At 36.4% G+C, this 23230-nt stretch carries 24 protein-coding genes; 10 read left to right on the top strand and 14 right to left on the bottom strand.

Annotated features, from left to right (window positions below; translation table 11 throughout):
- Positions 1-362: 362 nt before the first annotated feature.
- Complete coding sequence (locus tag VK91_RS23205) at positions 363-491, bottom strand: hypothetical protein (protein ID WP_255349862.1); 129 nt, start codon at positions 489-491, stop codon at positions 363-365.
- Positions 492-689: 198 nt separating this feature from the next.
- On the opposite strand from VK91_RS23205, the gene VK91_RS08935 reads away from it, so the two are divergent.
- From VK91_RS08935 to VK91_RS08910, 6 genes are all read left to right on the top strand, one after another.
- Entirely contained in the window at positions 690-1175 is a 486-nt protein-coding gene (locus tag VK91_RS08935) for a hypothetical protein (RefSeq protein ID WP_231595623.1), read from the top strand.
- A gap of 152 nt (positions 1176-1327) precedes the next feature.
- Positions 1328-1732: a MerR family transcriptional regulator gene (locus VK91_RS08930; RefSeq protein WP_369700618.1), complete on the top strand. Its 405-nt coding sequence runs from the start codon at positions 1328-1330 to the stop codon at positions 1730-1732.
- Between the two features lie 32 nt (positions 1733-1764).
- Positions 1765-3099 (top strand): hemolysin family protein, encoded by a 1335-nt coding sequence (locus VK91_RS08925; RefSeq protein WP_048392236.1) that lies wholly within the window; start codon positions 1765-1767, stop codon positions 3097-3099.
- Positions 3100-3189: 90 nt separating this feature from the next.
- Positions 3190-3594 (top strand): hypothetical protein, encoded by a 405-nt coding sequence (locus VK91_RS08920; RefSeq protein WP_004227282.1) that lies wholly within the window; start codon positions 3190-3192, stop codon positions 3592-3594.
- Between the two features lie 138 nt (positions 3595-3732).
- Positions 3733-4182, top strand: a complete 450-nt coding sequence (locus VK91_RS08915; RefSeq protein WP_009370152.1) for a helix-turn-helix transcriptional regulator — start codon at positions 3733-3735, stop codon at positions 4180-4182.
- A 260-nt stretch (positions 4183-4442) separates the two neighbouring features.
- The gene (locus tag VK91_RS08910) at positions 4443-5177 is read left to right on the top strand and encodes a metallophosphoesterase (protein ID WP_048392235.1); all 735 of its coding nucleotides are present in this window, start codon (positions 4443-4445) and stop codon (positions 5175-5177) included.
- Between the two features lie 69 nt (positions 5178-5246).
- Here the strand turns inward: VK91_RS08910 and cyoE are convergent, their stop codons facing one another.
- From cyoE to VK91_RS08885, 5 genes are all read right to left on the bottom strand, one after another.
- The gene (gene cyoE, locus VK91_RS08905; RefSeq protein ID WP_048392234.1) at positions 5247-6197 is read right to left on the bottom strand and encodes a heme o synthase; all 951 of its coding nucleotides are present in this window, start codon (positions 6195-6197) and stop codon (positions 5247-5249) included.
- A 302-nt stretch (positions 6198-6499) separates the two neighbouring features.
- On the bottom strand, positions 6500-7153 hold the full coding sequence (locus tag VK91_RS08900) for an alpha/beta hydrolase (protein WP_048392233.1): 654 nt from the start codon (positions 7151-7153) through the stop codon (positions 6500-6502).
- A gap of 38 nt (positions 7154-7191) precedes the next feature.
- Positions 7192-7749 carry a hypothetical protein gene (locus VK91_RS08895; RefSeq protein WP_048392232.1) on the bottom strand — a complete coding sequence of 186 codons (558 nt, stop codon included), beginning with the start codon at positions 7747-7749 and terminating at the stop codon, positions 7192-7194.
- Between the two features lie 137 nt (positions 7750-7886).
- Positions 7887-8588 carry an O-linked GlcNAc transferase gene (locus VK91_RS08890; RefSeq protein WP_048392231.1) on the bottom strand — a complete coding sequence of 234 codons (702 nt, stop codon included), beginning with the start codon at positions 8586-8588 and terminating at the stop codon, positions 7887-7889.
- A gap of 100 nt (positions 8589-8688) precedes the next feature.
- Positions 8689-9168, bottom strand: a complete 480-nt coding sequence (locus VK91_RS08885) for a co-chaperone YbbN (RefSeq protein ID WP_048392230.1) — start codon at positions 9166-9168, stop codon at positions 8689-8691.
- Between the two features lie 195 nt (positions 9169-9363).
- Between VK91_RS08885 and VK91_RS08880 the strand changes: the two genes are divergently transcribed.
- Together VK91_RS08880 and VK91_RS08875 are read left to right on the top strand one after the other, a co-directional pair.
- A complete protein-coding gene (locus tag VK91_RS08880; protein ID WP_048392229.1) occupies positions 9364-11658 on the top strand; it encodes a YhgE/Pip domain-containing protein in 2295 nt (764 codons plus the stop codon).
- Between the two features lie 79 nt (positions 11659-11737).
- A complete protein-coding gene (locus VK91_RS08875; protein WP_048392228.1) occupies positions 11738-12247 on the top strand; it encodes a PCYCGC motif-containing (lipo)protein in 510 nt (169 codons plus the stop codon).
- Between the two features lie 32 nt (positions 12248-12279).
- Here VK91_RS08875 and VK91_RS22425 read toward each other — a convergent pair whose 3' ends face one another.
- From VK91_RS22425 to VK91_RS08845, 6 genes are all read right to left on the bottom strand, one after another.
- Positions 12280-14322, bottom strand: coding sequence for a cellulose biosynthesis cyclic di-GMP-binding regulatory protein BcsB (locus tag VK91_RS22425; RefSeq protein ID WP_082148130.1), 2043 nt, complete (start codon positions 14320-14322; stop codon positions 12280-12282).
- Positions 14322-15593, bottom strand: a complete 1272-nt coding sequence (locus VK91_RS08865) for a glycosyltransferase (protein ID WP_048392227.1) — start codon at positions 15591-15593, stop codon at positions 14322-14324. The genes VK91_RS22425 and VK91_RS08865 overlap by 1 nt, the downstream gene beginning before the upstream one ends.
- Positions 15586-17031 (bottom strand): DUF2334 domain-containing protein, encoded by a 1446-nt coding sequence (locus tag VK91_RS08860; RefSeq protein WP_048392226.1) that lies wholly within the window; start codon positions 17029-17031, stop codon positions 15586-15588. The genes VK91_RS08865 and VK91_RS08860 overlap by 8 nt, the downstream gene beginning before the upstream one ends.
- Positions 17021-17878, bottom strand: a complete 858-nt coding sequence (locus VK91_RS08855; RefSeq protein ID WP_048392225.1) for a diguanylate cyclase domain-containing protein — start codon at positions 17876-17878, stop codon at positions 17021-17023. The genes VK91_RS08860 and VK91_RS08855 overlap by 11 nt, the downstream gene beginning before the upstream one ends.
- Positions 17859-18917, bottom strand: a complete 1059-nt coding sequence (locus VK91_RS08850; RefSeq protein ID WP_048392224.1) for a hypothetical protein — start codon at positions 18915-18917, stop codon at positions 17859-17861. Before VK91_RS08850 ends, VK91_RS08855 begins: the two co-directional genes overlap by 20 nt.
- Positions 18918-19192: 275 nt before the next feature.
- Positions 19193-19729, bottom strand: coding sequence for a hydrolase (locus VK91_RS08845; protein ID WP_048392223.1), 537 nt, complete (start codon positions 19727-19729; stop codon positions 19193-19195).
- 395 nt (positions 19730-20124) lie between these two features.
- On the opposite strand from VK91_RS08845, the gene serC reads away from it, so the two are divergent.
- Positions 20125-21213: a 3-phosphoserine/phosphohydroxythreonine transaminase gene (gene serC / locus VK91_RS08840; RefSeq protein WP_048392222.1), complete on the top strand. Its 1089-nt coding sequence runs from the start codon at positions 20125-20127 to the stop codon at positions 21211-21213.
- Positions 21214-21492: 279 nt separating this feature from the next.
- The gene (locus tag VK91_RS08835; RefSeq protein WP_048392221.1) at positions 21493-21876 is read left to right on the top strand and encodes a hypothetical protein; all 384 of its coding nucleotides are present in this window, start codon (positions 21493-21495) and stop codon (positions 21874-21876) included.
- A gap of 63 nt (positions 21877-21939) precedes the next feature.
- Here VK91_RS08835 and VK91_RS08830 read toward each other — a convergent pair whose 3' ends face one another.
- Together VK91_RS08830 and VK91_RS08825 are read right to left on the bottom strand one after the other, a co-directional pair.
- The gene (locus VK91_RS08830; RefSeq protein WP_048392220.1) at positions 21940-22368 is read right to left on the bottom strand and encodes a Fur family transcriptional regulator; all 429 of its coding nucleotides are present in this window, start codon (positions 22366-22368) and stop codon (positions 21940-21942) included.
- A complete protein-coding gene (locus tag VK91_RS08825) occupies positions 22365-23228 on the bottom strand; it encodes a metal ABC transporter permease (RefSeq protein ID WP_048392219.1) in 864 nt (287 codons plus the stop codon). The genes VK91_RS08830 and VK91_RS08825 overlap by 4 nt, the downstream gene beginning before the upstream one ends.
- Positions 23229-23230: the final 2 nt, after the last annotated feature.

Below are 23230 nucleotides of genomic sequence, written 5' to 3'. Positions count from 1 at the left end.
TAACAACGATATGTTGTAAGATGACATCAAGTGCTTGTTTATTAAATTTTGAATCTGGTACGCGTTATTAGATGTTTCTGCTTGTGCCATTTTTTGAGCTGTTTCAATCATTTAATTTTTTGTTTGATAAATATTCACAGCTGTTAGAACTGCGAATACCTACTGTTCAAATGACAGTTGTGAGAATTTTCCCCAATAAATTCATATGCATCATCCCCTTTAGATAGAAAGTAATAGATACGTAACCAATTAAGCTAATTATAGCATCATTAGGCATGAGTAAAGTATCTCGTTTAAGAGTAAATATGTATTTTTTATAGATAAAAACTCCTGTTTCCAGGAGTTTTTTAAAGTACAGCTCATTATATGTCAAGTATGCCTCGTAGCCAACGCTCCACAAAGTTTTCAAACGTAATCCCATAAGTATCATAAACAGCATGATAAACAAAATATGTTCCTAATCGATCAAGCATTTCATCATTAATTTTCATCACAAACCGCTCCCATTCTTTTGTTTTTTTACTAAATATTCAGACTTATATAATTCTCAAATGCCGAACAATCAAGTGGAGGTCGCATCGTTGCAAAACCGTCACAAACTACCGCCTTCATGCCCTTTCTTCATATTTTTCTTTTCGTTAAGATAGTTATAACAACTTACTAGACTGGAGGGACTACTTGTGAAATGGATGACAAAAGTTGCTTGTATCACATGCATCTGCGCACTACTTTCTGGATGTGGTGGTCGATTTTCAGAAATTAAAGATGCTGCCTCAGGCATCAATTCAGCTGCTAATTCCGCAGCTAGTGCAGTTAGCCGAGATGTCCATGCAATACGTGCACTAGACATTAACTATAAAGATACATCGTTTACGGTTAATGACCTATTTAAAACTATTTTACGTGACATACGCTGGGATTATGACCTTGAAAAAAATGAGCTACATGTGAGAGGTACTTGGCAGCCTCCACTATTTTCTGATCAGGCGTGGAGTGACGATATGAAAGAAAAGCTTACTGAATCAGGCTTTGTGACTGTTACCTGTCAAATAATTGACGACAAAATTGATAGCCAACAAACGAGCATAACACTTACATATAATGATGAAATTCTCTTACAAAAAAATGGTGAGGAAGCACTCCATCACCTATACGATACTTATTTACTTCCTTAAACCTAGGAACGTCTCTACCATTTAATCATGGTAGAAACGTTCTTTTTTTGTAAAAAATCTTATAATTTCGAAATATCAAAGGCTATCATTTGAATAAACTAAAACCATCACGTTATAATCAAAGTATCACGTGATGGTTTGGAGGTGTTTGCATTGGGACAGAAAAATTAAAGATTGGCGAGCTTGCAGAAAAAACAGGCATTACTAAACGAACAATTGATTACTATACAAATATTGGTTTGCTAGATGCAGAACGTTCTGCAGCAAATTATCGCTACTATGACCAAGCCATGATTAAACGGCTTCAATTTATTGAACAGCGCAAACAACAGGGGCTTTCACTTGTACAAATCCAACATGAGTTAAACATCACACCCTATGAAGAAATCGATGTACAGGTGCTTCGTTTAAAAATGCAAGATTTAGAGCATGATGTTACATCTCTGCTCGCACAAATGAACAAGCAAGATGATAAAAAAATTGAAACGATTAAGAAAAATGTTTCACCCGAAAGTGTTGCATTAATGCAATCTTTATTATTACTCATTCATAATTAGGAGGTGACGTTCTGTTTTTACAGAACGACTATTTGGAGACCATAATAAACCTATCGATTTTTACCATTCTATTAGCTTTAACAGGCTTTTTCGTGGCAACAGAATTTGCCATTGTAAAAGTACGTTCCTCAAGACTCGATCAGCTAGTTGCAGAAGGCAATAAAAAAGCAGTTGCTGCTAAACATGTTGTTCAACACTTAGATGAATACTTATCAGCGTGTCAATTAGGGATTACTGTAACCGCTCTTGGTATCGGGATGGTTGGTGAAAAAACTTTTGAATTTATGCTTCACCCGCTATTCGAAATAATCGGCATTTCTGATAAATATATGACGATCTTTACAATTGGAACAGCCTTTGCCATTGCTACGTTTTTACATGTAGTGGTCGGCGAATTAGCCCCAAAAACAGCTGCCATTCAAAAAGCTGAATCCATTACACTTCTTTTCGCAAAACCCATTATGTTTTTCTATAAGATCATGTATCCATTTATTTGGTTCTTGAACGGTTCTGCACGCGTGTTAGTAGGCTTATTCGGAATGAAACCTGCTAGCGAACATGAGCTATCTCATACAGAGGAAGAATTGCGATTATTACTGTCTGAAAGCTTTAAGAGTGGTGAAATCAATAAATCTGAGCTCAAATATGTCAATAACGTCTTTGAATTTGATGAACGTATTGCTCGTGAAATCATGGTTCCCCGAACAGAAATTATTGGAATTGAACAAAATGAATCTTTTACAAACATTATTCATTACATCGCTTCTGAAAAATATACGCGTTACCCGATCTATGATGGGGACCGAGATAATATATTAGGTTTCATCAATGCGAAAGAACTATTAACGCAGGGTCTACTTGAACAACTTACAGACGACTCCTTAGTTCTAGAAGATTTCATAAATCCTGTCATTCGCGTAATTGAAACAATGCCCATTCAAGAATTACTTGTACGTATGCAAAAGGAACGAATCCATATGGCTATCCTAATGGATGAATATGGTGGTACATCTGGTCTTGTAACGGTTGAAGATATTTTAGAAGAAATTGTTGGTGAAATTCGAGATGAGTTTGATGATGATGAAATTGCGGATATTCGAAAAATTACAGATCATCACTATTTATTAAATGCAAAAATGCTTGTGGAAGATGTAGAAAATCTATTAAACATTACCCTGGATGCTGAAGAAGTGGAAACATTAGGTGGTTGGTTCTTAACTGTGAATAACGGCATTAAAGCATCAAAAAATATTGAGCTAGGCTCCTATATTTTTAGCATCTATGAGCAACAAGGTCATCAAATTCATTATATAGAGGTTCGTCCTCTTCGAAAAAGTCTACCTCTTAAAACAGAGGTTCAATCGTAACAGTAGGAAACAGTATTCCTTATTCCATTATTAGCCATTTCACTATATAATGAATAGAGAAAATGATTTTAGTTGCAGGGGGCCATACACATGACATTATTTAAGCTATATCATTCAGATGGTATTCACATTATTACTGATGTAAAAAAACACAAAACAAATATTGAGTTAAAAACAATCACGGGAGAAGTTCTATTTATTATCGTGGTAACAGATGAAAATTACACAGTCTACGATGATCGGTTTGCAGGAGCTTCCAAGCAATTAAATTCAGTTGAAGCTTTCGATATTGATGGGAGTTTTCGTAGTTTAGATTTCGATAATATGCGCTCTCTATTTAAAGAATCTTTTACAAAGCTTTTACAAGAGATTGCTGTGTGTGTCAAAAATAAAGAGGAGCTTGTGGATATTGATACACTCCGCCATAAAGTCAGCGCACAGATTAAAGGCATCCACTTCAGGGTGATCTCGGATACGAAAAAATATGAAATCTAACATCCAACAGACTGTCCATTAGGGGCAGTCTGTTTTAATTTTACGCGACCTCTGCCACTTCCCAAGGTGAAAGAAAAACACGCTTCTTTACTTTCATGTATAATGGAACTTAACAATCTGAAAATAAGGGGTGTTAGGATGAATCGTGAACAATTAATCACACTCGTTTCAGAAAAACTGAAATTAATCCGTACAGAAAAAGCTTTCACACAGGATCAAATGAGTGATTTACTAGGATTATCAAAAAAAACACTTGTCCAAATTGAAAAGGGCCGTATACTAGCTGGCTGGACAACCACTGTTACAGTTTGCACATTGTGTAGAGACAGTACGATTTTACAGCATGAGCTTGGTGGTGATCCATTAGAGGTTGTAGATTTAATCGCAAATAATGGAACATTGCAGCCAAAAGAGAAAACAATGGGTGGATACATATGGTGGAAAAACATTCAGGAGTATGGTGGTTTTCGACTACAGCAAAACGTCATCAGTCAGCATTATCGTATTTTAGACAGCAATAATTTTCGCCTCATTTCAACATTTGATGAACAAATAGCTAAGCAAGCATGGGAAAAACTACAGATATAATTTTTAAGCCAAACAGTAGGAGCATAGCAATTTGCTTCTGCTGTTACGTTTCAAGCATTTCCCTCCTCTCATCACCCATCTTCTCTAGACAAATGAATAAAGCTATAAAAACATCCTTCATATGATAAACATAGTAGTAAGAGAATTGTTTCTTTAAAAATTCTATGAAAAAAGCTAGGAGAAGCTAGAAAAGTCGAAACTTGTAGAATAATTCTCTATACTTAAGGGTAAAGCTGTACTATTAGAAAGGATGCTCGTAAATGAACCGTATACTAGCAATTAGTGACATACATGGAGAATTAGGGCTACTGGAAGAATTATTATTAAAAGCAAACTATGACCCAATGAACGACCAGCTTTTTCTTCTTGGTGATTATATTGATAGAGGGCCCTCTTCTAGTGGTGTGTTAAATTTAGTGAGTGAATTACAGACAAAAGGTGCACGAGTTTTACTAGGCAATCATGAGGCGATCATGCTCAATGCATGCCGTTCAGGTCTTGCTAAGCCATGGAACCATTGGGTAGGGCTTTGTGGTGGTGAGGCAACATTAGCAAGCTATGGCTATCAGTTGGCAGACTTTGAGGAAGCCATCCAATGTAATACTCTGCCTAGCTTTATTAAAACGCTCCCTAAGCTTGAAGAACATTTACAGTTAATCGAGACATTTGAAATATATATTGAGTTAGAAGATGCTATTTTCGTCCACGGTGGCGTTGTGCCAGGTGCTGCAATAGCCGAAACTGACCCCATGCGCTTACTTTGGATTCGTGAGGAATTCCACGCAGGCTATCAAGGGGAAAAAACAGTAATCTTCGGCCATACCCCTACGTATAACCTGCATCATGATCCAACTGATTATCGTGTTTATTTCGGAGAAAATAATATTATTGGCATTGATGGTGGAGCTGTGTTTGGCGGACAGTTACATGCATTCGAGTGGCCTAGCCGCCAAATCATTTCTGTCGACAATAAAAAACCAACAAGTGACGAGTAAACTTGTTGGTTTTTATTTTCGTAATTGTTTTCGCACAACTTTATTTTTTTCAGGGCAATTTTTGAAAAATTAATATAACTTAAAAATAACTCCTACTAGCGAGTACACAATAACAGTTGTGAATAGTATAGTCATATGGAATAGGGAAAAAACAAACATTTTGGTAGCCCATTTCACTTGATCTGTATTACTATGATAACCGTAAATACTCATCACTAGCCAAGCAACACTTAAGATCAATGCCACAAGCATGATGCCTACACTTAGCGAGCCAAATAAAAAGCTTGATAGAATCAATAGTATTAAATAGAAATTGGTTTGATAATACGTTCGACGCATCCCTTTGATAACTGGTAGCATGGGTACACTGGCTGCTTCATAGTCTACACGTTTGCGAATGGCAATAGCATAAAAGTGAGGCATTTGCCAAATGACCATAACAAAAAATAAACCAAGTATCGCTGGGTGTGTAATATCTGTAGATACAGCAGACCAACCTATTAATGGTGGCACCGCACCACTAATACTACCGATTTCTGTATTATATATCGTACGACGCTTTGTCCACATTGTATAAGGGACTACATATAGGAATACACCTAATAATCCAAATGCCGCTGCTAAAGGTGAAGCAAGTGCCAGCACAGCTACGCCAATAATTAACATTACAACAGCTAATGATAAAGTAGATTTTGCTGACATTTCACCTGTTACAGTTGGTCTGCTTTGTGTACGAGGCATAATTGCATCAATATCACGATCATAGACATTATTAAAGGCCCCCGCAGCTCCAATGACAAGGGCGGAACCAATTGTTGAAAAAATAATTTCTGGTATATTGTCTACAAATGTCATTTTATTTTTGTACATGCCTAGCGTTAAACCAGCCCACATAGGTATTAAATTGGATTTGATAATCCCTGTCTTGACGGTTTGCGCTAAAATAGAAGAACGTGATGACTTCCCTCTTGTTTTTTCGGAGGATAGTGGTTTATGCTCCGTTTTCAGATTTTGTTCCATTCAGCTTAATTCCTTTTCTCCATAATTTCTACACGCTTTCATCGATAGAAAGCGACAAAATTTGCATCTAGCACATCAAATTATTATTTTACCCCTTTTAGATCTGTTCTGTCTCTCTTTTCACATAAAGTACATGTTTTTCATCTAACAAAGCCCGTTCATTCACAACATCTACTATGATACCACCGACTGACGTGAATTTGAACCTTCTTGCCTCGATTCTTCCAAACACTATTGGAGAAAAATAATTTGAATTACGATAGCCAAAAAAACCGAGACAAATTTTTGCCTCGGATTTCCTTTTATTGAATTTCTTCCTGTAGTTGCTGCGCTAAAAATGCTACTAGATCACGTAGATTATCAGGTGTTACACCATGTCCATCTGGGTATTGTTTAAATGTCACTTTGGCACCAAATTGTTCAAAGATCTCCTTGCTTTCCATTCCCCATTGAGAAGGTATTACATAATCATAATCACCGTGCGAAATAAAAGCATGTAAATGGTCTACAGAACGAATAGCATACTCCTCCGTCACAAACTTTGGCGTATAGCCACTTAATGCAACAATACCCGTCACTAAATTCCCCATCACAAAGGCAAGTGATTGTGCTAAAACCGCACCTTGGCTAAAGCCTAAAACAAAAACTTTATGAGGATCGATTTGATATTCTTCGATAGCCTCTAATATAAATCGTTGCAATGCAATCAACACTTTATCGAAGATTGCACGATCTGGTTGCCCCACCTCTTGAATGGTAAAAAAAGCATAGCCGGGATGTTGCGTAATTGGCCCTCGTAAGCTAAATATATGACATTGCTCTTGAAAATCCTGCACTAATTGTGGTAAATCATCTTCATGGCTGCCCATGCCATGAAGCAAAAAAATAGCAGGGTACTTCTTCGTAGGGTCCATATTTGTTGGTTGTGTATGGTTAAAAGTAAATGGTGTATTCATTTAATCAAATTCCTTTCGCGTGAAGCTTTGTAACAAAATTAGTGTAATTTTGTTTTATTAATTAATCCATCTGTATGGTAGGCAATATAGCCATTGACAATTCGTATCGTTTCTTGTGGATCTGCATCAAAGAGTATTTTTGATTGCTCTGGCGTGGATACAAGCACGGTTAATAAATCCATACGCATGGAATGCCCAGCAGAGCTATAGGCATAGTCATAAATAATCGCTTCCTCTGTCATGCCTTCTGTCTCATATTGCTTATGGAATAAATCCTTTGCAGCATCCAATTGCTCTGACACTTGTTGACGAATTCGCATCTGATGCATTAATAATTCCTCTTCAAGAGCTGATGGCTTTAGCCACTCCTTAGCTTGAAGCATATTTAGAAATTCCTGCTCCCAAGCCTGTTCATTCTCAGTAAAATAAAGCATATTAATCATCAACATGTCCCAAAAGTCCATAGATGTTGCGGCTGATTGTCGCTGCATAGTAATTGTTTCTTTAAAATGCTCTTCCACTTTTGTAATATTCATATTGCGAACTAAATGATTACATACGTTTTCTATAAACTTATTTGCCGCTTCTTGTGCCATAAAAAATCAGTCCTTTATATCTACAAATCATTTTCTTTCTTATCATACCATGATTGTGAAATATGGCAACGAACCCCGCTCACTTGATTTTTAAGTAAAAAGGATGACTCCATATACTTTGGAGACATCCAATTATCTTATGAGAAAACATAGCTATCCATATTGTCGATTGTATTTTGAATAGCAGCTTTCAACGATTTTTGCTCTTCACCACAAGAAGCTAGCGCATTCTCCAATGTCAGTGCAGCATTCGCTATAAATGGAGCCATTTGCAAATCTTTTGCCAATTGAATAAGTACGAGGGCTCTATTCCATTTCCATCGAGGATTTGTTGGATCTAGCTGAATCGCTTGCTCCAAATAACCGAGGGCATCAAATGGCATCCAGCCAAAGCGGTGCATCGTCTGCCCTGTGATCCCCCAGTAGACAGCCTTATTTGGGTTTTCCTTTACTGCTTGCTGAAAACAGTGAACACTTTCATTGTAATGATGTGCGAATAAGAACAGCTCTCCTTGTGTAAAAAAGGATTGCGCTTTGTCAGCTGATGTTCCAGTTTTTGCGACTTCCTCCAATTGCTGAATACGCTTCGCAAATGCCTCTTCATCTTTTATTGCTCGTATTTCTACAACTAGATCTGATTCTGGATAGCTTTCATCAGCTCGTTCCACATGCTGTACTTCGATATGAGCAGTTGGCTTTGGATAACGATCATATTCATATTCTTCTAATAATCGAATATATTTTTGTGCCAATACTTTGTCCTCTTCGTTTGTCACCTGCTTCGCTAATTCATAGCATTTCATCAGTTCACCATTATAAAAATAATCATCCATTGACATTCAGAATTCCTCCAGTGTACAACTATTCAGTATTTTTAGTATACACTACAAAAACAAAAGAGACCGTATCTAAATAATTATGATACAGTCTCTTCCTTTTCTATTTATTTAACACAACCGTATTTAAGAACGTTCGTAAATCTTCTTCTTTAAGAGCTCCTACAAAGCGATTTACTTCTTTACCATCTTCGAAACGAATGAATGTTGGTGTTGCTTCAATATTATATTTTTCCCATAGATCATCGTATTCATAGACATTCAATTGAGCAATATCAACACCAAGCTCATCGGCAATTGGCATTAATACTGGTGTAAATGCTTGACAGTGTACACAGATTGGACTGAAGAAGTAAGCATTGACCGGTTCACCCGCTTTAATTTTAGCTTCTAGTTCGTCTGGTAACATAATGTTTTGATAGTTTTCATCATCCAATTGATCAATTGTTTCTTGTTTTAGCTTTTTATCGCCATAAGGGTTATTTGCACTTTCTAATTTACTTTTGTTTGAGACGTTGGTAAGCACAATAATTGCTGCAAATAAAACAACAATCACTGAACCAATAATTAATAATTTTTTCACTAAAGTAGTGACCTCCTTTTTTACACTAAAAGCCCTAGTTTTAGTGCATTCGCGATTGATTATAAATTGTTTTGAAAACCTAGTAAACTAATTCGCCTTTAAATGAAGATATTTCACATTTATAACATAATTTCAAGTATATTTGGGAACATACATAGTGAGAGTTCATGCAAATTTGAATGTGGGGTGATTATGATGAAAAACTCGTTCCAGCATGTTTTTCAAATTTATACAAAAGATATCCGTAATATTGTCACAAACTGGGTCGTAGCTGTCATTATAGGTGGACTAATTTTTCTTCCATCTCTTTATGCCTGGCTAAATATTTATGCCTCCATGGACCCTTACGCTCACACCTCTAATATGAAAATCGCGATTGTCAATGAAGATACGGGAACCACGGTAAGAGATGAAGCAATTAATGTCGGGAATGAAGTAATTGAGACTTTACGTACGAATAAAAGCTTTACTTGGAAGCTCGAAACAGAGAAAAAAGCTAAGGAACAATTAAAAAATGGTGATTACTTTGCAGTCATAATCATTCCAAATGATTTTTCGCAAAAACTAACCTCTATTTTAACCGACCAACCAACGAAGGCCCATATTGATTATTATGTAAATGAAAAAAAGAATCCTATTGCCCCTAAAATTACAAGTAAAGGAGCGAGTGTACTTACACAGCAGGTTTCGAATGAATTTGTATCCACCGTCAATGGGACACTTTTTTCTATTTTTAATACAATTGGAATTGAAATGGAACGTGACATTCCTGATTTCCGCAAATTCGAAAATTATGTTTTTACTATCGAACAGCATTTACCTGATATTAATTCATTTTTAACGCAAGCCTCTACTCAAGGAAAAGAGGCAAATCAATTACTTAATCAGGCACTGACACAAGTTCCACAGGTGGAACAACTAACAACAGATGGTTTAACTACCATTCAAAGGGGTTTACATTTAGTGAATGAAGCAGATGCTTTATTTAATGAACTATCCCCTATCATCAAAAAGGATGTCACAACTGTTCAAAATATTGCCCAACATTTTACAGAGATCATCAATAAGCTCAATCGTATAAATTTTGACCCTGCCTCCATTACGCAAACGAAAGAGGCACTTAAAAATCAATTGTCAACTTCTAAAGACAACATAAACAAGAGTATTCAAACGCTTGAGGCACTGCAAAAATTAATTCAGGCAGATGCTTCGACTCGTAAGCAATTAGAAGACTCTTTAACAACCATTATTGGTTCTTTACAGGAAAGTAATGCAGAAGCGAATCAACCAATCATCGAACAGCTTACAGCCATTCGCGAAGCTTTGGAACATCCTCCAAACTTCATTGATTCTACGTCAAATGCGCTTAACTCATTACAACAATTACAGACTCTACATGACGATTTACTAAATAAAGTGGATCAATTAAAGCCAATTGATAAAGATGTTATCAAGCAAGACATTACAGCTATTCAGCAAATCGCACAAAATGCTACAGCTAATTTACAAAAATTCTTATCCTATTATAACGAAAGTCTAGAGCCACAAATTCGATCTACCCTTACCAGTGCGAAGCAAACTTTAACTAACGCTTCTACCATGCTGACAAATGTAAAACAATTCATACCTCAGGCAACAGATAAATTGACACAGGCCAAAAACACGCTAGGAACAGCAAATCAAGCTATTCAAAAAATACAAACTGAATTTCCAACTTTAAGTGCTAAAATCAAAGAATTAGCGAATAAGCTACGAACTTTAGAAGAAGAAGCGGATCTAGCAGAGATTGTGCAATTACTAAAAAATGATGTCAACGCCGAACGTGATTTCTTTGAGGAGCCTATTAAATTAAAGGAACATCGCGTATTCCCTATTGCGAACTATGGAACAGCCATGACACCGTTTTACACAGTACTATCTATTTGGGTAGGCTGTTTACTGTTAATTTCATTATTGTCTGTGAATCTCCATGGAGATACATCTTATAGTATTCGAGAAATTTACTTTGGTCGACTCTTAACATTTGCAACTTTCTCGTTTATTCAAACTCTCATTATTACCATTGGAGATATTTTCTTAGTAGACGGCTCCATTCAAGCACCTGCCTACTTTATCTTATTTGGACTTTTTATTAGTCTCGTATTTGTAACGGTTGTCTATACACTCGTATCCGTCTTCGGTAATGTAGGAAAAGCACTAGCAATTGTGATGCTTGTGTTACAAATTGCAGGCTCTGGCGGAACCTATCCTGTCGAGTTATTGCCGAGGTTCTTCCAAATAATCAACCCTTTTTTACCATTTACGTATGCGATTGAAATGATGCGTGAAGCTGTCGGTGGAATTATTTGGTCAACAGTCTGGATGGACCTCATCTTCCTATTTGGTTTCTGGTTCATTTTTATCCTGTTCGGATTCTTCTTAAAAAAATTATTGAGCGAGAAAATGGAACATTTCATGAACAAAACACGTGGATTAGATATATTTCACTGATTTTCAACGAGGCGTCTGTAAATGTTTATGAAAACGATGTTATAATGGAAGTATTGTAAACATGTAGGAGGCGCTATTTTTGAAGAAATCGATTACTATTTTTGTTGTATTGGCGTTACTGTTATTAAGTGCTTGTGGAGATAAAAACAGTGCTGAAACCTCTCCTAAAGCAAATGACGCTTCACATGAAGGTCATGACCATGCAGAGGCATCTGGTGATATCCAAGAAGAAACAGCTTCTGCAGACGTCCTACCAACCTTTTTAGAGGGCAAACAAGAAAATATACGCTTAGTCTATCAAATCGCTGGACAATCAACAGAGATTCTCGAATGGATGCCATGCTATTGCGGCTGCGGGGAATCTGCCGGCCATAAAAGTAATTTAAATTGCTTTATTCAGGAAAAACGTGAGGATGGTTCGATTGTTTGGGATGATCATGGGACGCGTTGTTTAGTGTGCTTAGAGATTGCTGTCCAATCAGCACAACTGCACAAAGAAGGCAAGAGCTTAAAAGAAATTCGTCAGTTCATTGATGACACGTATAAAGAGGGCTATGCAAAACCAACACCAACGGACATGCCTGCATAAAAAAGCAAAGTCGCACATTCGCGACTTTGCTTTTATTGTTTCAGTTGATTTTTCTTTCGTTTACGAAGGATGATATACAGGATAACTGCAATGACAAGGATGAGCCCAACAAATTCTGCAATTAAAACATAGGATATTTCACCTTTTTTAGCTACTTTACCGTCTTCCTTATCAGCATTTTGATTTATGGCTACAACAAATTGCCCTTCTTTTGTTTCAATCGCAGCGTCTGTCTGTGAATTCGTCTCTTTCAAGTGAGCATAAAAGTTACCTTTTACAGAGGCATTTTCTAATGAATGAATCCATAATAAAGGCTCTTTAAGCTGCCAGAAATTTTTCGTTATGAACACATATTGGCCAATTGCCTCAGGTAAAAACCCTTGTGAGATAAGCTGCTCAGATGTGTGAGGGATTTTTGAGGATTGCTTGGCAAGCCATGTTAGCTGTTCCATTTCTCCCATAAAAATAACTGCATGCCCTTGTAAAGCTTCCTCTGTCACATTTTTATCCTTCATCAGCGAGGTTTTTGCCATGTTACCATTCGTCATTAACGATTTATAAAGTGATACCATAGTTGTATCGTCAATTCCTCCATTATCAGGTATAACGATTAACGTATTTTCATGAAAAGCATTAGGAAAATCACGTAAGGTAAACGTTGGTTCAGCATCATCTTTTGTAATCGATAATGTGCTATCACTATCAATGTAAATCCAATAGCGTTCATTGGTTGTTTCGCAAGGATCCTCTAGTTGAAAGCCTGTCACTTCAAACTGAATATCGGTCATTGAAAGTTTGTTGAGCACATTTGTTTGGATCGGTATAATGGCCTCATACATATCTGTTGTAGTCTGTTCTAATTTTCGTAAATCTACTGCATGTGGAACATTATTGATATACGCGATCAATTCTAATTTTCGATCCTCATCCTCTTTACTGTCAGGTATTGTTGCTGATTTTTTAACGATCAAGCGCATAAAAGCTTCCTTGTTTGCCTCTAACTTTGGCAACGACACATAATAATGAGGTGTCATTGTCGCTTGGCTGGATAAAAGTCGATCCTCAAAGCCAAATTGCTTAAATGAAATCGTCGTATCAGATGACTCTTCTATTTTAGGAACATCGTTAATCGCTAATGTATCACCAATTAATTGCTCGAATAAGCTTGCTTCGGTTAAAAAAGATAGTCGCTCCTCAATAGCTTGGCCATTTGAAGAGGTTACAGCTAAAAGAGGTACTTTTCGATTCGAATTTGTATTCAGTAGCTCCTGCATCGTAAGTGTCATAGTATCTTGCTCAACGCTTATGTTTGCTAACATCTTTTTTAATAGGCTTGTACTAAATTCCTTTTTTGCCCCTACAATGATAATAGGACCTCTTATCTTATTAATAGCATCTTCACGCTCAATCTGTACATCTGTGTCACCATGTTCGGATAAAAAGGCAGCGAGCTGATATGCACTGTTTAAAGTGGCCTCAGAGGTCTGCTTTGGTACAATAACCGTCGTAGCATATCCCTCATAGCCTAAAAACGCAGCAGGATAGCTATTTAATGACCAAGCATCACTTTCCTCACTAAATGCTGATATAGACGATAGTATTTCAATACGTAGCCAATTACCTGCGTTGCCAGGAGGCACACAAATTCCTTCCTTAAGAATTCCATAAAAACTAGCTGTGATTTTATGAGAACCCTTTAGTAGTGCTTCTTTTGGAAGGTTAACGGTAACAGTCTGTTTTAATGAATCTGCTTTCAATGGAACTGTTTTAATTGCTACATCATCCACTTTCACTGTGAAGGAGGATGGTGCTATAAGTAGCTCAGAATGCTGGATTTGAAATGTCACTTGCTGGTTATTGGATGGGACATCCTCGTTTAGATTGTAATAAAAATCTCTTGACGAAGAAGGTCCCAGTAATTCGATTGGCTGTGCTAGTAAGGGCTTTTTCTGCTGTTGATTGCCTTCTATTACAATTGTGTTGTCATCTACGGTAATGGTAGCTGCAACTGCATTGTTAGCAAAACTAAAAAAACCAATACAAAATAAGCACAAATAGAAGAATTTGGTTCTCATTATTCTGCTCCTTTATCTGATTGCTTGGAAAAACGCTCTGTTTTATACCATTGAACTTCTTGACCAGTAAACATGCGCTTTATTTCTAATAGTAACGACCAAACGACTAGCACAATCCACATTTGAGAATAGGTAAAATACATAAGTATGACATAAAAGAAATTTTTCCGATTCATTTCTGTTTTTTCAATACTTAAGGTTATCATTACTTCACCTAGAAACAGTAAGAAGGCTAAAACCCATAAAACAAGGGCAATGTCGCCAACGGTCAATCCAATATCATAAAATAAATTAATAATAAATAGGGCATTGGATAAAATGACACCAAAGAAAAATAAAAAATACGTAAAAAAGAAATAAAATAAATCAAACATGATACTTTTTCTTTTTAGTGTGAAGAATTGACTTAAAAACTTCAGCACTACATATTGATTACCTCTTGCCCATCTAGTGCGCTGTTTCCACCATACTTTTAAGGTTTCTGGTTCTTGCTCCCACGTAATGGCTTTTGGGAAAAAACGAATATGGTAGCCTAAATTGTAAACACGGATGGTTAGCTCTGTATCCTCAGCCAATGCTTTTACATCCCAACCGCCTAATTGCTCCAAAACTGTCCGTCGGATTGCAAAATTGGTACCAGGTATAGTTGCCACCTTAAACCATTTCCAACGCCCGCCTTGGGCCATCCACTGGAAACAAATCGTTTCGATATTAATAAAACGAGTTAACCATGTTTCTGCCGCATTAATAACGCGAAATTTCCCCACAGTGGCAGCCGCTTTTGAATCATTCATGAGACCCATCACTAAATACCAAACGGCCATCCGTTCAGGTGTATTATCAGCATCATAAACAACAACGATATCCCCTGTGGAATCAGCTAGTGCCGAATTGAGGGCAGAGGATTTCCCCTTCCCTTTGTTTGGCTCTACTGTTTCAATGACACGAATAAATGGGAACTTTTCTGCGTACCGCGCTGCAATAGCACCAGTTTCATCTGAAGAATTATCATTAATGACAATTACCTCTAGTTGATCTTTCGGATAATATAGTCGTGACATGGCTCGTAGTGTTTGTTCAATCACAAGTGCTTCATTGTGCGCTGGTATAAAGACACTGACTGAGGGAACCTTGTCCATTTTTTTAGCCCAGTCATCAATTGGCTTTTCAAAAGTACGAAAGTGTAAGTAACCACCCTCCATTAAAAACATATGATATAGCAGCATGATCCAAATGAGGAAAAGTGATATAAAAAATAAGGTATTAGCCATTTGTTTTCCTCTCCTCAAATAATCTCTTACGTAAGGTAATACGTAAACGCAAGGTACTAATAAAAAATAATGTGACAAACAGCGAAACAATCAAGACAAGCGCCCATAAAATTAATTCAAATGGTCGTTCATCAAATAATATTTTTAAACGTTCGATTTTTGCAAATGCTAATTGTATTGTTTGTTCACCATTTTCATGTTGCTTAATCGAAACATTTTTGGATATTACTTGTTGCTTCGTCTGTCTGAGATTAAGTAGTTCAATTTGTGGATGTTCGCTTAAATAAGCGGCAAGCTCCTGAACATAGGAAGCATTAAAATAGGCAGGATATTGAATACCGATGATAGAACTAGGAACTTTTAATAAAAGGTTTATCTTTTGTTTTACTGGATAGAAAGAATATGTTTCTATATCTGCCATAGATCCCGCTGTAATCGGATAAATTGTATGGTTATCTTCGCTTTGTGTCATAAATAATTGCTGACCGTCCTGCTGGATACTACTGGTAAAAAGGAAGCTATCCCCCTGACTGATAGTAGGATAGATTTTACGTAGCACTAAATACTCAAGGTTTTTTTCAGTTGAATTAGAAGAAGAAAGGATAAATACATAACCTTCCTTTTGTAATTTTTGTAGATAACTTAATAGTTTTTTATTTTCGTGCAAATAGTAGGATCTTTTATCGCTTTCATCTACTACAATAGGTGTCACTTCAAGTGCAATCGGTAATTTTTTTGCTGAAAACTCCAGCACGAGCTTTTTTAACTTTTGCATATCTGTCTTCATATTAATATCTGATAAAACAATAAAAGCGGGATGTGTCTGAGGCTTTGCTATTTGCAAAAGCTCCCCCATGATCGCTGGCCACTGATATTGCATTGTATCTTTATTAATAAAATCACCTATAAAAGACCAATTATTTTTTTTGACGATAAAAGGGTATGTCTTATTTAAAGAGGTAGCTCTCTCTACTATGTCAAAATCCCCTGATGGTATTACACTTTTCCATTTTATAGGATTATTTAATACTTCTCCCCCAATAGCTCGAAGTTCCACTATGGGGCCCTCCTTCCATTTTGAAAAAGGAGCAAACTGAAATGCATTTTCACCAATCAAAATGGCTGATCCTGAGAATTGATTTATTGCAGACAAGGCATTTGGAGGAATTCTAGTTGGATAGTTATTCATAACAACAAGGCGTTTATAAGTTTGAAGCATCTGTTCGTTTACATCTTCTATGGATAAAACATCTACTGACGTAAAATTTTCAAGCATGTCTTGTAATGCCAATACATCGATAGTAGGCTGGTTGGAACTTGTGACATAAATCAATGCAGTGTCCCTATTTTTTTCGGCTGCTAGTACAGAGTCACATATAGTGAACATATAAAAACAAAGCAATCCAATGGCGATCCAAAAGCTATAATTAGAGCGCATTTGTTTTCATCTCTCTTTCCAGATCCGATAAAATTTCATCGAACGTCGACTCCGTTAGTGGAAGATACGTATAGAAACTAGTTTTATAATTTAGCGTTACCCATTTTCCGTTTAACAATTGATTGTTTTTTAAGGCTTGGTCTAGTTTATTATAAATAACTTCCATATACTGGTCTGTTGTATCAATTAATAATAACCCAATATGATTTTCGCGAAACCGAAATTTTTTATCTGTTTGTCTAACCGTTTGATGTATCCTTTGAGAAAGTTGTTGCCATAAGTGTTGTACTTCTTTAGCCCCGTAAAGCCTTTGAAATTGATCATAATTCTCAAGTTTTAAAATGATAAAGACAAAAGTGTGCTTATGCCTATCTGCTCTACGCATCTCTTCATTCACAGTTATTCGCATACGTGTTTCATTATCAAACCCTGTTTCCACATCAATTGCTACATAGTTTCTAACATCTTCTTGTAATTTTTTTATGTAGCTTGCCTGTTCAGTCATTAATTCATGCACTTTTCCTGCACAAAGTATGAGTAGTAATAGTACGATGCCATAAAGGAAAAAAAACTGCATGGAAAATGAAGGGTTTAGAAATGTCATTGTTCCCGATATTCCCGTATAGAGCAATGTTGAACCTGTAATAAAAATAAAGATGAGACTGCTAATAAGCCCAAATACCATGCCTCTCCAAAGAGTAAGCACTATTAGAAGCATTAAAAACAAGTAAAGTAAATAACCTTCTGCATCCTGACGCAATAAAAAATAGGCAGGTATTTGTAATAGTAAGATTAAAATTGACCCATATATCAAAATTGCTCTATTTCTATTCATTGTTAATCGCATTTTCTACCTCCCTTTCTGCTAATAGTGGTAGTAAATTATCAAAACTATGCGTTGATTGTGTATTTTTTTCAACATAACCTGTAGTAGGATCTTTTAGCGATAACATTTTCTCAATGAACATCTGTGCTTTTTGCTGCTCTTCTAAAACGAGCATATATCGAGCTGCCATTGCATACACAGCAGGAGACTCATAGCTCACGGTTGGTTGATTCGTTTGTGCATTATAACGCCCATATAATTTCCCGTCTCTTTTCAACAGATTTAACAGCCAGCGTTTAAAAGGTTCAGTATCTCCATCAATAGAAGCCATATGATAGGCTACATATAATTGATCAATCATGTGCAGTTCTTCATCAAATCTATAACTTTTAGAGGGAATATCATAATACTTTGGATAGAATCCTTCTTCAGCGAGAGGGGCATTTTGTAAAATAGCTAACTGATCTTGGACTTGCTGTTGAGACAATAATCCATGTTTTTCCATTGTATAAAAAGCGGAAGGCATTAGATAACTCATTGTCAATGTGTTGGCTTGTGCATGGCTTGAAACATCTACATAATCCACAAATAACCCTTCATTCATTCCATGTAGGATCAAATTTTCGCCAATTTTTTTTCCTAGTTGGACATACGTTGATTCATGCCACTTTTCACCTGCTTCTAGTAAAACACGGATGATTCGCAAATCATCAATGAGGGCATTAACTGTGGCTTTTTTTGTGCCTTCTAGTCGCCAGACAATAAAGTCGCTTTTTAAAAAGTAGGATTTCAGAACATTGACCTGGGCATCGAAACGAGCACGATCGCCTTTTTCTAATAAGTAAGCAAGCCATAGTCCTACTGATTCCGATAAAAATAAATCTTTCTGGCTTGTTAAATCCGTGCTTATTAACCCTTCATCATTCAGTAAATTTTGAATAACAAATTGTTCTGTTGGTGAAAGGGGTTCTTTTTGTAGAGCTACTTCTTTACCTGTACAACTTATTGAAATAAGAACGACACTAACTATTAACAGTAACCATCTCACATTTTTTTTCATAGTCATCATCCTAATTAAAAGTTATTTACCCATAACGAATTCCCGATTTTTAATTATAGTATACAACAAATGGAATGGCTAAGTTTTTATATGAGTAATGTCACACATAATATAGCCCTAAAATAAAAAAGATGCCCAATAAAGGTCTATAGACCCGTTAGACATCTACATTTATTCAATCTAACCCAATTTCTTTGTATATATTTCTCTTGAAAGCAAAATTGTTATTACAATGAATGGAATAAACATACCAATTGTTTCAATTTTAATTTGCGTTATTTAACAAGCTTCAAAATGGTTTTAAAATGTTCATGATCTGCACGTTGTAGTAGCTCATACAAGATCATTTCGGTGCTAGTTGGGGAAATACCCAGCGCATGCATCTTTGTAAGCCCAATTTCTTTATTTGCCTTTGTTCGAGAAGATACTGCATCTACAACAACCTCTACTTCAAATCCTTGTTCTTTCAGGTGTCTAGCCGATTGGTACACACAAATATGTGTTTCAATACCTGTCACAATGAATTGAGTACGTCCATTTTCCTTCATAGCCTCTACAAATGCCTCTTCTTGGCACGCACTAAAGGCCATTTTAGGAATCGGTTGCCCTTCTAAATGCTGAGCAATCTCAAGAGCCGTTCCGCCTAAACGACTTGGATTTTGTTCTAGCCATAAAATAGGTACTTCCAGTGCCTGCATTGCTTGTACGAGCTTTGCCACATTTTCAATTACCATTTCACTGTCATCTACAATTGTTGCTAACTTTCCTTGCACATCTACAACTACTAAACAAGCTTTCTCTACTGTAAACATCCTGAACACCTCTTTTTCTTTTCTTTATAATACTATACAAAAACCTGCTTATCTCTCGTAAAGTAATAAGGAGTTTTCTCTAACAATCGATTTTAATGGTTTTGCTTTAGCCTGTAGGTTTCACACTCCCAAGAAGGAAATACCTGTAAATTAAAACACGAACATTATCGTTTTTATGGTAATAAAAAATATTTAATATCCGGAAAATATCACTTAATTTCAAAAATAACTTCCTATTTGTTCGTTTTTAATGAAAAATCCCTGCTTAAATGTGTACATTTTGTTGCGAGTCTGTCTCCATTCTGCTCAAATATTAAGAATTTTATTTTTTCTCTTGAAAATTAGGTTATAATCCAGTAAAGTTCTGTTATTAACCAAACAAGGAGTGTACCACTTTGACACAACGTGCATACAATTTCAACGCAGGTCCATCTGCTCTACCACAAGAAGTATTAGAAAATGCTCAACAGCAATTAGTAAACTTCCGTGATTCAGGTATGTCCATTATGGAAATGAGTCACCGTAGTGCCATTTTTGATGAAGTACATAACGAAGCCATTACTTTATTAAAAAAACTTTATGCTATTCCTGAAAACTATGAGGTACTATTCTTACAGGGTGGAGCAAGCCTTCAGTTTACAATGGTGCCTATGAACTTCTTAACAACTGAGCAAAAAGCTAGCTATGTATTATCAGGCTCATGGTCTGAGAAAGCTTTTAAGGAAGCTAAATTATTTGGGACACCTGTTGAAGCTGCAAGCACAAAAGAAAACCAATACCGCAATATTCCTGCTTTAGAAGATATTCAATTCAATGAAGATGATACATATGTTCACATCACATCCAATAATACGATATATGGTACGCAATGGAAAAACTACCCTGATACAGGAAATGTTCCATTAGTGGCAGATATGTCAAGTGACATCCTATCAAAACCAGTTGATATTGAAAAGTTCGGAATCATCTATGCTGGTGCTCAAAAAAACCTTGGTCCTTCAGGTGTAACGGTCGTAATTATTCGCAAAGATTTACTTGAAAAAGCCAATAAAAATATTCCGACGATGCTAAAGTATACAACACATGCTGATAGTAATTCACTTTATAATACACCTCCAACATTTGGGATCTATATGCTAGGCGAGGTGTTAAAATGGGTTGAAGCTAAAGGCGGCGTAGCAGAAATTGAGAAACATAATGAATTAAAGGCCAAAGTCATTTATGATGCCATTGACAATAGTAATGGTTTCTACAAAGGCCATGCCACACCAGATAGCCGTTCTTTAATGAACATTACATTCCGTGTTGCAGATGAGGAGCTGGAAAAACTATTCCTTGTAGAGGCAAAGGCAGCAGGTTTTGTTGGGCTAAATGGACATCGTTCTGTAGGTGGTTGTCGTGCTTCCACTTATAATGCAGTGCCCCTTGAGGCATGTGAAGCTTTACGAGATTTCATGGTAGATTTCCAACAAAAACATCAATAAACTTCTATTTAAAAGATGAATCTTTACAGAAATGTAAAGACTCATCTTTTTTTCGCGCTTGTAGAAGGAAATAAGAAATCTATCCCCATACCATTAGCTTGATTAGATGTTTATAGCAATATCTCAGCTTAGGGCTTTACACATTGCAAAAGTTTTTGAGAAAAATATAGATTTTTAAGCAGCCTATCGGACATATCGCCAGCCTCTAGCTATGCACCAAACATAGATTATTACTGTAAGGGTTACCCTTACGAAACTAGAGGAAGGGAGGTCTAGACAATGGAAGATAAAAGATATATGTCACATATGAACTGGCAAGGCTGTAAATGTCCTAAAAAAGAGGAAAAATGCTGTCAACGTAAAGTTGAAAAATGTCATTGCCAAAAAGAGGAAAAATGTCATTGTAAAAAAGAAGAAAAATGTACACCAAGAATGAGCAGCAACTGTAGAGGCTGTATTTGTCACCAATTAAGAAAATTAGAGCTAGCTACTACACTAGATATCTTCTTATCTGGAGGTATTAGCTTCTTAGGTGTGACTTTCATTTCCTTCGATCCAAGAAATTGCTGTGCATACTTCCTTGAGCCAGGTGCAGCAGCTGCTTCTCCTTTAATCGTAGATTGCAATAAAATTGTTGCGATTCGTCGAGTGGCAGTAGCTTAATCCTTTTAGAGGGTAGCCTTCTATAGGCACCCTCTTCTTACATAGAAAAAACTCTGTCAACATTTAATGTGACAGAGTGTCATGCTTACAATCAGGGCACTTACCATATATTTCAAACTTATGATTTTCAATTTCATAATCAGGCAATTTTTCACCTAACATTTCCATTGGACAAAGATTAAGCTCTTTGACGTTGCCACAGTCCATACAGATAAAATGATGGTGATGATGCGCAGATTCACAGTGCATACGGAAATTACGTTCCCCGGATAGCTCTGTTTCTTCTAATATCCCAAGTTTCACAAAAGTAGCAAGGTTACGATAAATAGTATCAAAACTCATTCCCGGAAAATCTTTTTTTAAAACATCCAATAAATCACGGGCTGTTAGATATTTATCTGTTGCTGCAAACATATCTAATATTAACTCCCGTTTATCTGTTTTTTTATAGCCATTTTCCTTTAATATTTCCCACGCTCTTGAAATATTCATTGCGCTACCTCCCCCTGCTTTGCAGCCATTTTAAGTGCTACTTTCTTCCCTAGGATTACAAGTAACAAAATCAGAATAGAAGTGACAACAATCGTGCCTCCTGGCGCTAAATCCATATAAAATGCGCTAATTAGACCAATTAGTACAGCTGTTTCTCCAAAAACAATGGCAAAAATGATGGTTTGTTTAAAGCCCTTTGCCAAGCGCATTGCTGCTGCAACAGGCAATGTCATCAGAGATGATACAAGTAAAATACCAACTATGCGCATACTTGCCGCAATGACAAGTGCTGTTACAATCATAAATAAAAGATGAACCCAACGAGCCGGAAGTCCACTAGCTTTTGCATATTCCTCATCAAAAGACAAAACAAATAATTCTTTAAAAAATAAAAACAAAAAGATAATCACAATGGCAGCAATGCCAATCACTACCCATAAGTCTTGACGAGATACAGCAGAAACCGAGCCGAATAAATAACTCATTAAATCTGTGCTAAAACCACTGGCAAGTGAAATAAAGATGGCGCTAATCCCAATACCACCTGACATGATAATTGGAATGGCAAGCTCCTCATAGTGCTTATACAAACGCCTTAAACGCTCAATCAAGACAGAGCCACTCACAGAGGCTAGTATTCCTAGATAAATAGGATTGAGCATTGCTAAGGCTGTCACTGATTGACTAATGTATAAGCTCCCAGCAATTCCTGCAAGTGTTACATGTGACAAAGCATCCGCAATCAAGGATAGCCTACGTACAACAATAAACACACCCAGCAGGGGCGCAAGTATGCCAATTAATAATCCAGAGAAAAAGGCATTTTGTAAAAATTCATAATGTAAAATTGCTTCAATCATAT

The sequence above is a fragment of the Lysinibacillus sp. LK3 genome (genome assembly GCF_001043675.1).
Taxonomy (GTDB): Bacteria; Bacillota; Bacilli; order Bacillales_A; family Planococcaceae; genus Lysinibacillus; species Lysinibacillus capsici.
This window is presented reverse-complemented; position numbering and strand designations above follow the sequence as displayed.